Genomic DNA, 5,092 nt, shown 5'->3' with positions numbered 1-5,092 from the left:
CTGTTCTGCAATCAGAATACATGGGCGAAATCTGCGGCCAACCATATAACCTGCAAATAACAAAAACAGATAAAAACCAGCCGCTGTAATGGATAGCGAAACAATCAGCGGCATTAAGGGACCTTCACCATATAAGCCCCAAAACATCCATGCGCAACCAATACCACCGATGATCAACCACGCCAGAAAGGAGTACGTTAATACTCTTTTCATATGCGCTCGCCGCCCGGCCGTTGCGTGCGGATAAACACAGATCAATTGATCGTCAACTCGTCTTAACGCAATCACTTCGTGTGCTTGCGAATCCGACGGTATTGCGACCGCCTCGACTTCATCGTGAGGCTCGAAGGGGACGTGCCAAAGCCAACCCTCGAATTTTTGACCGTCGATCGTAAAGCCTATGTATGTCCCTTTTTCAAACCGGTCATTACTCATACTTGCCACACCGGCTGCGCCACCGCCGCCAAACGCCGCGAAACCTAATATCGCGCCCTCCTGCGCGACAAGCTCGTTCGCAGACGTAACGAAATCGCGTTTATGAGATTTATAAGACACGTTTTCCATACGACCACGCACCACGATCGGTTCGGCGGCTAGCGAGTGTCTTTCATACCATCCCATGCGATTAACCCTCGGTCGCTTGCTTAAAGGCTGTTTGCTGTGACTGCGCGTCACTGTACGGCGGATAGTCATCCGTGCCTAGCACGCCAGCGTACTGGTGGCTGCCAAAGGCCGAACGGGCGAACCAAAGCTTCAGTGGATCGGGTCTAAACCAGCTAATAAACGCTTGCAAACCCGTGATCGCGACGATAGCCCACCAGCTTGTGCCGATAGCCACAAGCCGGCCGCCGATCGACGCGACGAATCTGACCGTCGCCCAACGCGCCACCGCCCCCGTAAACAACCGACCGCTCGTCGCGAGAATCCATTCTGCACCGTACTGTCTGCCTATATCTTTAATGAGTGGTCCGGCGTTGCTAAGGGTACTAATTACCACGGACGAGCCAATCATTAAATTTGCCAAAAAGGACGACCCATATAGAACCAAGAGCGCATATTGACCGAGCTTATACTCATCCCGAGCTTTAGCGAAAGCCGAGCTAGCCGCAACAAACGAACCCACACTACCCAGCAGTCCGCCCATGAGCCGCCATCGCATGGCCAGATTCGATCCATCAAGCACCGCATAAGCCGGTGTGGCCATCACCTGGATCAGGGCAGACGCCAGACCGGTCGCGGACGCTACCAAGCTGGCTTCGGCCTCTTCGTCAATCGGCTCGGACAAAAGATGATAGATGTTGTAGATTTCAACAAATGCCACGACTACGGCGATTCGGGAGCTACGAACATAGCCCCGTCCTTCGTCGGTGTCCTTGATCTTGTTCCAGGCAGCCTTCAGCGCTTCGTTACCGCGTGCATTGGCGGCAGCTCTCTCTATCGCGCTAATGCTGCGCGCGGACCGGGCGTGCTCAAGAATGCTCGCTCGATTTATTTGCGTATATGTCGCCTGCGTCATAAGCAGCCGGGTTCTCTCGGCCTGGCCGACCTGCGCACGAGCAAGAAAAATCTGCTGGACGATCTTTTCACCGACGCCGTCGGCGATGTTATTCAAATGGAATTTCTTAAAGATACGGTCGCCAACCGTCATCATCAGTTTGTCTAATTTCGGCAGGTTTTCCGCTGTACGTTCCGCTGCGCCGGCCAGCCCGCCGTAAAGCCCGACCAACACAGCCGCTTCACCGACAGCACTCGTCACGAGCCCGCTCGATGACTCTGTCAACGGTGTATCTTTGTTGGCTTCGGCCTCGGCCAAAACCTGCGTGAGTTCTGCGCGCGCGGCATCGTTGTTCATTGCAACCGCACGCCACACAATACTTTCGTCGCTGCCCACGTCGGTATTGTCGACAAGCAACTGGATATGTTGCGACCCGGCCTCGGTCGATGACAGACCGAAAATCGCCTCGTTGACGACGTTCTCGAAGGCAATCTGATCGGCCTGTACTTCACCGTCGTAATCGATGAGCGTGTTGAGCCAGAGCGGTGCCAACGTCCATTGCGCGATGTCGTCGGTGCGCGCTTGCTGCAACCGTTCGGTTTCCGCTTCTAAACGTTCGTAGTTCTCACGAAAATCAGCCAGTGCGTTCGGTCGAAGGAATTCTTCAAAGGAGGCCCATTCCTCATCCAGCTCTTCGAGGCGTAATTGCAGGCCGCGTTGATAGCCGGGAATTTCGTTTTGCATATAGGCCATTAGCCGGTCACGCATCGAGCCGGTGTAATCCTCCGTCGCCGACAGATCTACGGCGGTGGTGTCTTGCGCGTGATCAATTATCAGCTGCTGGTCTTCGGGCGCCATACGATTGTCTTTAAGCCATACAAGATCGTCGTAATAGGCATTAATCTGAGCCCGCTGTCGTTCACTGTTGGCGTTCGCGAGAGCCGTTGTTCTCTCCTGGGCCAGCTCGCGCGTTTCAAGAGGGTTGGTTATGCCGCGATTAAACTCTTCTTGCGTGTCGTCTGCGTGACGTCTCGCTTTTTCTTTTTTTGCTTCGATCATGGCATGCACCTGATCGATATCGTACATCGCGGTTATTTCAAGCGCCCTTTCTCGACTGTATCGCTCGAACCAAGACACCGGGTCATTTCGGAATCCATTGAGCTCATGCGTAATTCCAACCGCATCCCAGAGCGCAATTATCATTGGGGTCGCTTGTGGCGTGCTGCCATTATCCGCGCCTGCGCTTGAGTTCACCTCTTGGATCAGTCGGTCGACTTCGGCTGGGCGGTCAGACACAGTCTTAATGTATTCAGGCCACGGGTATCGCGTCATACACTCGCAGAGTCGTTCGGCGCTATAGCCGCCGGCCGAACTGGTGCTTATTGCTGCAGCGTTGAATTCAGTACAGCCGTTAGGTTCCCCTGCCTTATCCAACGTGACCGATTCCGAATACTCAACGAGCGTTCCCAGTGTGCTGGCGCTGAGTGCGGCCGTGTGCGCGCCTGGCGATTCGCTACCCACCCAATCGCCCGGCTCGATCGGCTGCATCCGCTTTTCGCGATTGGCCTTGATCTCGTAGCCCTGACATGTGGCTTCGGTCCACTTGTGTTCGCTAAACGCTAACCAGACCGTGCCACATTGTTCCGGATTTTCTATTACCAGATAACGCGTCCGTAAGCCGCTATGACCGTTGCGGCTGCAGCTCGGCGCTTCAGACTTTGCTTGCGCGGCATTTGCATCCAGCTGCTTCCAGAGGCTGCCATCCGGGGCCACCGAGTAGACTTCCCAGTAGTTCCGACCGTACTTGCCCTGTTCGTAGAACAGGTAGATAAAGCCTTGCCGCATTGTGCGCAGTGCGTACTGGCTTTCGGTCAACGCGATATCTTTCACGCGTTCGCCACTGAACGGGCCCAGGCCCGGCGCGGTTACGCCGTTCGGCATGACAGCATACCGCGCTGGGTAGACGACGAGACCCTTATAGCTGCAGACGTCGCAGCGATCTTTTTGAGCACTCATGCGTGGTCCTTATCCGTGGTCTCTGGATTAACCGCTTCCCAACCACGTCGGATGGCTTCCCAATCAGTCGGGTTTAAATCTGCAACCGATAGGCTGTAGGTCGTTTCACTATCACGTGCGATTAGGCGCGTCTGTATCCGCGGATCGCGATCGAAATCAGGCCGCACCGACAGGGCATGCCATGCAAAAGCATCCAGGTCTGCGGCCTCGTGCAAGCCGTATTGCCGGGCGCGCTGCATTGCAGCGGGAAGCTCGTCCATGGTTTGAGCAGACACGGGTAAACACTTTGAAACGGCTTTTGCCCATGCGCGGTTAATCGCCCTTACGTTACCAAGGTCTGACCATTGACTCACAGTTATACCTAGCGCGCGACGACCTTCCAGCCCACCCTCTGGCCGAACATGAACTGACCAGTCAAACCAGCGATCGACCACGTGCCATTCTTCAACCGGGCCGCATAACGTCGTCTGTTGGTCAGCGTTAAAAATACGCCAGATGCCTTCGAGCGCAGCGGGATCCAACAGTGAAAGCAGGCGATGCCCCCCGCCCGGGCTTGGTTGCAACATCACCCGAGACAAGTGCCTGCAAACTTCGAAGAGCGGAACGTCGGTGCACAGAAAGCCGGCGATGCGGTGACCATGGGCCTGTCTAAGCGCCTCGGGCTGCCAATCTTCAAGCGACATGCGAATTGCGGCGCGCGCTAAATCGGCGTCCCGGCTGCGATCCAAGTCGAGCGCAATAGCATGGGGCCAGTAGCTAGCATCAAGGTTAGGGTGTTTAACTCGAACCGGCGAAACCGCGATGCCTGCAGCTTTACACTCGTCGAGGCGATCCTGTGAAAATGCGCCAAGTTCTGCGGGCCCCGTCAGCAATACACAGCGCCTTTCTTTCTGCTTCGCCAAGTGGCGATGCAACGTGTCCGCGCATGACTCAATCAATGTCGCATTCATAAGCTGGCGTGATCTGCTTTCGGGCGACATAGGCAGTCATAGATCGGTAAACGCCGCGCTCGAAGTGATCGTATCCTGTACTTTTTGCGGGCAACCCTTATACGACGCTTTGGAGAGTGCGATTGGCGGCATGCTCGCACTCCCCGGCCCGGTCAACACATGCTGTCCGGCATGGAATGTCACCGCCCCCGGTGCGGTCAGCGTGATATTCGCGCCCTTTATTTCCAGCCCGCTGCCGGCGGCGGTGAGCAGGATGTGTTTCATGGCGCTGACGTTCACGTCGGCTTGCGTGCTGGCGATGGTGACGGACTGGTCGGCGGCGAGTTTGGCTTTGGCGCTTTGCGCCTGGGCGGTCACCGGGCCGGTGGCGGCGTGCAGGGCGATGCCGGTTTCCTGATTGGGTTTGTTGCCGTCGGCGGCCTGGCCCTGGGTGTAGAGGCGCAGGCCCAGCGCGACGGCGGCGACGTGGTCGTTTTGCGTGGCGATATTGATATCGCCGGCGGTGGCGGACAGGGTTTTGCCGGCGCTGACGATATGGTCTTTCGGCGTGAGCGCGGCGATGCCGGCCGGGGCACTGGCGATCAGGTCCGGGCGGGCCCAGGCGGGAACGTCGCCGGTGCCGCCTTGCGTG

Annotated in this window: 4 protein-coding genes; all 4 read right to left on the bottom strand. The window is 56.8% G+C overall.

Going from position 1 to position 5,092, the window contains the following annotated elements:
* A partial coding sequence (locus tag C84B14_RS17840; protein ID WP_353226083.1) for a putative type VI secretion system effector occupies positions 1–621 on the bottom strand: 621 nt, incomplete at its 3' end.
* A gap of 4 nt (positions 622–625) precedes the next feature.
* Positions 626–3,511, bottom strand: a complete 2,886-nt coding sequence (locus C84B14_RS17835; protein ID WP_353226080.1) for a T6SS effector BTH_I2691 family protein — start codon at positions 3,509–3,511, stop codon at positions 626–628.
* Positions 3,508–4,491 (bottom strand): hypothetical protein, encoded by a 984-nt coding sequence (locus C84B14_RS17830; RefSeq protein ID WP_353226079.1) that lies wholly within the window; start codon positions 4,489–4,491, stop codon positions 3,508–3,510. Before C84B14_RS17830 ends, C84B14_RS17835 begins: the two co-directional genes overlap by 4 nt.
* Before the next feature lie 6 nt (positions 4,492–4,497).
* The coding region (locus tag C84B14_RS17825) for a DUF2345 domain-containing protein (RefSeq protein WP_353226077.1) at positions 4,498–5,092 on the bottom strand (595 nt) is incomplete at its 5' end.

It is taken from the genome of Salinisphaera sp. C84B14, assembly GCF_040361435.1.
In the GTDB taxonomy this organism is placed as follows: domain Bacteria; phylum Pseudomonadota; class Gammaproteobacteria; order Nevskiales; family Salinisphaeraceae; genus Salinisphaera.
The sequence above is the reverse complement of the archived record's forward strand: the minus strand, read 5'-3'. Positions and strand labels throughout refer to the sequence as shown.

Excerpts from the sequence above, each read along its gene's own strand:
- C84B14_RS17835 (WP_353226080.1), bottom strand. The coding sequence starts at position 3,511 with ATGAGTGCTCAAAAAGATCGCTGCGACGTCTGCAGCTATAAGGGTCTC.
- C84B14_RS17830 (WP_353226079.1), bottom strand. The coding sequence starts at position 4,491 with ATGTCGCCCGAAAGCAGATCACGCCAGCTTATGAATGCGACATTGATT.